The sequence below is a fragment of the Segatella salivae DSM 15606 genome (genome assembly GCF_000185845.1).
Lineage (GTDB): Bacteria > Bacteroidota > Bacteroidia > Bacteroidales > Bacteroidaceae > Prevotella > Prevotella salivae.
This window is the reverse complement of the sequence record NZ_GL629647.1, coordinates 1,449,912-1,454,376: the sequence shown is the minus strand read 5'-3', so window position 1 is coordinate 1,454,376 and position 4,465 is coordinate 1,449,912. Positions and strand designations below refer to the sequence as shown.

Annotated in this window: 2 protein-coding genes; both read left to right on the top strand. The window is 40.9% G+C overall.

Going from position 1 to position 4,465, the window contains the following annotated elements; genetic code table 11:
- Nucleotides 1-631 precede the first annotated feature (631 nt).
- Entirely contained in the window at nt 632-2,083 is a 1,452-nt protein-coding gene (locus HMPREF9420_RS06050; protein WP_044078798.1) for a glycoside hydrolase family 125 protein, read from the top strand.
- 88 nt (nt 2,084-2,171) lie between these two features.
- Nucleotides 2,172-4,465 (top strand): GH92 family glycosyl hydrolase (locus HMPREF9420_RS06045; RefSeq protein WP_007134615.1); only part of this gene is annotated, 2,294 nt, incomplete at its 3' end.

Below are 4,465 nucleotides of genomic sequence, written 5' to 3'. Positions count from 1 at the left end.
CGGATTCTTAATTTATGGTTTTTTACACCTCTAAGTCTGAATCATGTTTTCTTAACGTGAGGTATTAAATATATAATTAACATTCTTGATAGATTTTTTCCACCTTTTTCCTTTATTTCTCATTTCAATGACTATAGTTTTATTTATAAAGTTACGCAAAGATTTTAGTAGTTCATGTCAATATAATCTTTTTTAAGTTCATCTACAATGCTGTCCGTTTGCTTGCTTTAATCACCTAAAACCATTATTTGGGTGAGTCTTAGTCTGTTTGCGATGTCGTCTGTGATTAATCTTGTTTTTATCGGCAAGAGGCGGTGAAATAATGCCATTTTTATGTTCTTGAGAAATGCCTGATTTTGCGTCTTGATTTGATTCTTTTTAGGGCGCGATTTGACTGAATTTGGTGAGTAAAATGAGGCACTTTTTTTGCCAATCAGAAATAGTATGAGGTGTTAGCTAAGTTTTATGAACGAAAAATTTGTGAAATCATTTCTTTAATTTACTTTTGTAAGCGTAATTGATTACCTTATCTTGTTTGAGCTTTAATTTAATACTATAAAAAAGTTGGAATTATTTTATTGCATATTTCATGGTGAGTGATTCTACGAGAAAATATCTAAGATTTTATACTATGAGATTATCAACATTTACTTTGGCTTGTCTTTTCATATGCTCCACTGCGGGAGTGTCTGCTCAAGTGTCACAACGTTATACCGATAAGGTTGCAAGTGATGCCACAACTTTTGTGAGTAAGCGTCCGCCTATGGCCGAACGGCTTTTCAAGTCGAAAGCAATAGAGAAAGAAATTAAGCGCGTTAAAGCTATATTGAAGGGCAATCCACGACTTGCTTGGATGTTTGAAAACTGTTATCCGAATACACTTGAAACTACCGTTCATTATCGGGTGAAGGATGGAGACGATGATACATTTGTCTATACTGGTGATATTCCCGCCATGTGGCAACGTGATTCGGGAGCTCAAGTGTGGCCTTATGTGCGTTTGGTCAATGAAGATCCACAGCTGAAGAAAATGCTTCGAGGCGTTATTCTCAGGGAGTTTAAGAATACAAATATCGATAGATATGCCAATGCTTTCAATGATGGTCCAACGGGAGGTGAATGGCAAAGCGACAATACTGCTATGAAACCAGAAGTTCATGAGCGTAAATATGAGATAGACAGTGAATGTTATCCCATTCGATTGGCCTATGAATATTGGAAAGTTTCGGGTGATGCTTCTATCTTTGGAGAGGCTTGGTTGCAGGCAATTGAAAACACTTTGCTCACTTTTCATGAGCAACAGCGCAAAGAAGGAATGGGACCTTATCATTTCCTTCGTGTGACAGACCGCGCTTATGACACTGTAGGCTGGGGTGGTTATGGGGCACCTGTGAAGCCATGTGGACTGATTGTGTCGACTTTCCGACCTTCGGATGATGCCACAATCTTCCAATTTCTCATCCCTTCTAACTTCATGGCAGTTTCCAGTTTGCGTAAAGCTGCAGAGATTCTCAATGTGGTTAATCACAAGCCTGAACTCGCTAAGCAATGCAATGACTTGGCCGATGAAGTGGAAGCTGCATTGAAAAAATATGCGGTCTATGATCATCCTAAATATGGAAAGATATATGCGCTTGAGGTAGATGGCTTTGGCAATCACCTACTTGCTGACGATGCAAATGTTCCTTCATTGCTGGGCATGGGCTATTTGGGTGATGTTTCGCTCGATGATCCTATCTATCAGAACACCTTACGCTTCGTTTGGAGTGAAGATAACCCCTGGTTCTTCCGCGGAAAAGCAGGAGAAGGTATTGGTGGTCCACATATTGGATATAATATGGCATGGCCAATGAGCATTATGATGAAGTTGTTTGTTTCAAAGGATGACCAGGAAATAGCCAAGTATATGAAGATGCTTATGCACACAGATGCCGGAACAGGTTTCATGCATGAAAGCTTTGATGTGAATGACCCAAATCATTACACACGCCCATGGTTTGCATGGCAGAATGGACTTTTTGGCGAACTGGTGATAAAACTCATTGCCGATGGAAAGGCACCTTTATTAAACAGCTTGAAATAAAATGTGTGATGATAGCATAACATCGTTCTACAGAATGATAAGAACGATGTTGTGTTATTGATTAACTTCAATATTAAGGCCTTAAACTATGAATAAACGATTTGGTTTTCTCCTTTTGCTGATAGCGTTGTTATATGCTACAGACATTAAGTCGGCTAACGAAGCATGCGACTATACAGCGTTTGTCAATCCGCTGGTGGGCACGGAATCATCCTTTGAACTCTCTGCAGGTAACACCTATCCTGCTATAGCTTTGCCTTGGGGAATGAACTTTTGGACGCCTCAAACAGGTAGAAATGGCGATGGTTGGCAGTATGTTTACACTGCACATAAAATCAGAGGACTGAAACAAACCCATCAACCCAGCCCCTGGATAAACGATTATGGCATGTTTTCTCTTATGCCTGAGACCGGAAAACCAGTCTTTGATGAGGATAAACGAGCCTCATGGTTCTCGCATATGGCTGAAGATGTGAAGCCCTATTATTATAAAGTGTATCTTGCCGACTATGATATTAGGGCCGAAATAGCACCAACACAGCGTGCGTGTATGATGCGTTTCACTTATCCTAAAACTGATAGTGCTAGCATAGTCATTGATGCTTTCGATGACAATTCAGAGGTTGTAGTGCTTCCTGAGCTGAATATGGTGATGGGATATACAACGAAGAATAATGGCGGAGTACCCGAAAATTTCCGAAATTACTTTGTCATTCAGTTTTCTCAGCCTATTGCTTACATGCTTAATCCCGAAGGAAAGGCAATAAAATTAACGGAGAAGGTGAAACGTGGGTGTATTGTTGGTTTCAAAACTTTACACAGAAATGAACAGGTAACAGCCCGTGTGGCGTCTTCGTTTGTGAGCTATGACCAAGCCATGTTGAATCTCAAAGAACTCCAACAGGCTGGTGAAACCTTAGAAAATATAGCAGCTCATGGTCAAAAACAATGGAATGAGGTGCTTGGAAGAGTAGAAGTGAGCGATGAAAATATAGACCATAAGCGCACTTTCTATTCGTGTTTATATCGTTGTTTGTTATTCCCACGCATGCTTTGGGAGCGAGATGTCAATGGCAATATCATTCATTATAGTTCTTATAATGGTAAAGTGTTGCCGGGATATATGTATACTGACACAGGCTTCTGGGACACCTTCCGTGCATTATTCCCTTTGTTGAACCTGCTTTATCCAGAAGTTAATCTCCAAATTCAACAAGGACTTGCTAATGCCTATCGTGAATCGGGCTTCTTACCAGAGTGGCAATCGCCCGGTCATCGTGATTGTATGGTGGGCAACAACTCTGCTTCTGTGGTGGCAGATGCCTGGTTGTCGGGAGTGAAGACAAAAGATGCAGAGACACTTTGGGAAGCCGTTGTGCATGGAGCATCGGCAGTTCATCCGAAGGTTAGTTCTTCAGGAAGAAAAGGTTTCGACTATTATAATCGCTTAGGCTATGTGCCTTACGATGTGAAAATCAACGAAAATGTGGCCCGTACGCTTGAATATGCCTATGATGATTGGTGTATTTATGAATTAGGTAAGGCCATGGGGAAGTCTAAAAAGCAATTAGCGCCGTTTAAAAAACGTGCATTAAACTATCGTAATGTCTTCGATTCATCGGTTAGAATGATGCGTGGAAGACTGAAAAATGGGGAGTTTCAATCACCCTTCTCACCCTATAAGTGGGGTGATGCCTTTACCGAAGGCAACTCATGGCATTGGACTTGGTGCGTATTTCATGACCCCCAAGGGCTCATTAACCTCATGGGAGGCAATGAAGTGTTTAATCAGATGATGGATTCTGTGTTTATTGTTCCGCCAATCTTTGACGATAGTTATTATGGATCGGTGATACATGAGATACGAGAAATGCAAGTTATGGACATGGGAAACTATGCACATGGCAATCAACCGATTCAACACATGCCGTATTTATATGATTGGTCGGGCCAACCTTGGAAGACTCAACTTCATGTTCGCAATATAATGGATCGACTTTATACGGCAAATCCTGACGGGTATTGTGGCGATGAAGACAATGGTCAAACGTCAGCTTGGTATGTGTTCTCAGCGCTTGGATTCTATCCTGTGTGCCCAGGAAGTGGCGAATATGCCATCGGAACGCCCTATTTTAAGCAGGTAAAGCTGCATCTATACGATGGAAAGACCATATCAATTGATGCTCCTCAATGTTCTTCTGCAAATAAATATATCTCTTCGATGACGCTAAATGGCCAGCCGTGGGATAAAAATTATCTCAAGATCAGTGACTTAAAGAAAGGTGCAAAACTTATTTTTAATCTATCTTCTCAACCTAATACCACACGAGGCTGCACAATGAGTGACGCTCCTTATTCATTTTCGAGAAAAGAAGGGAAATG

Excerpts from the sequence above, each read along its gene's own strand:
- HMPREF9420_RS06050 (WP_044078798.1), top strand. The coding sequence starts at position 632 with ATGAGATTATCAACATTTACTTTGGCTTGTCTTTTCATATGCTCCACT.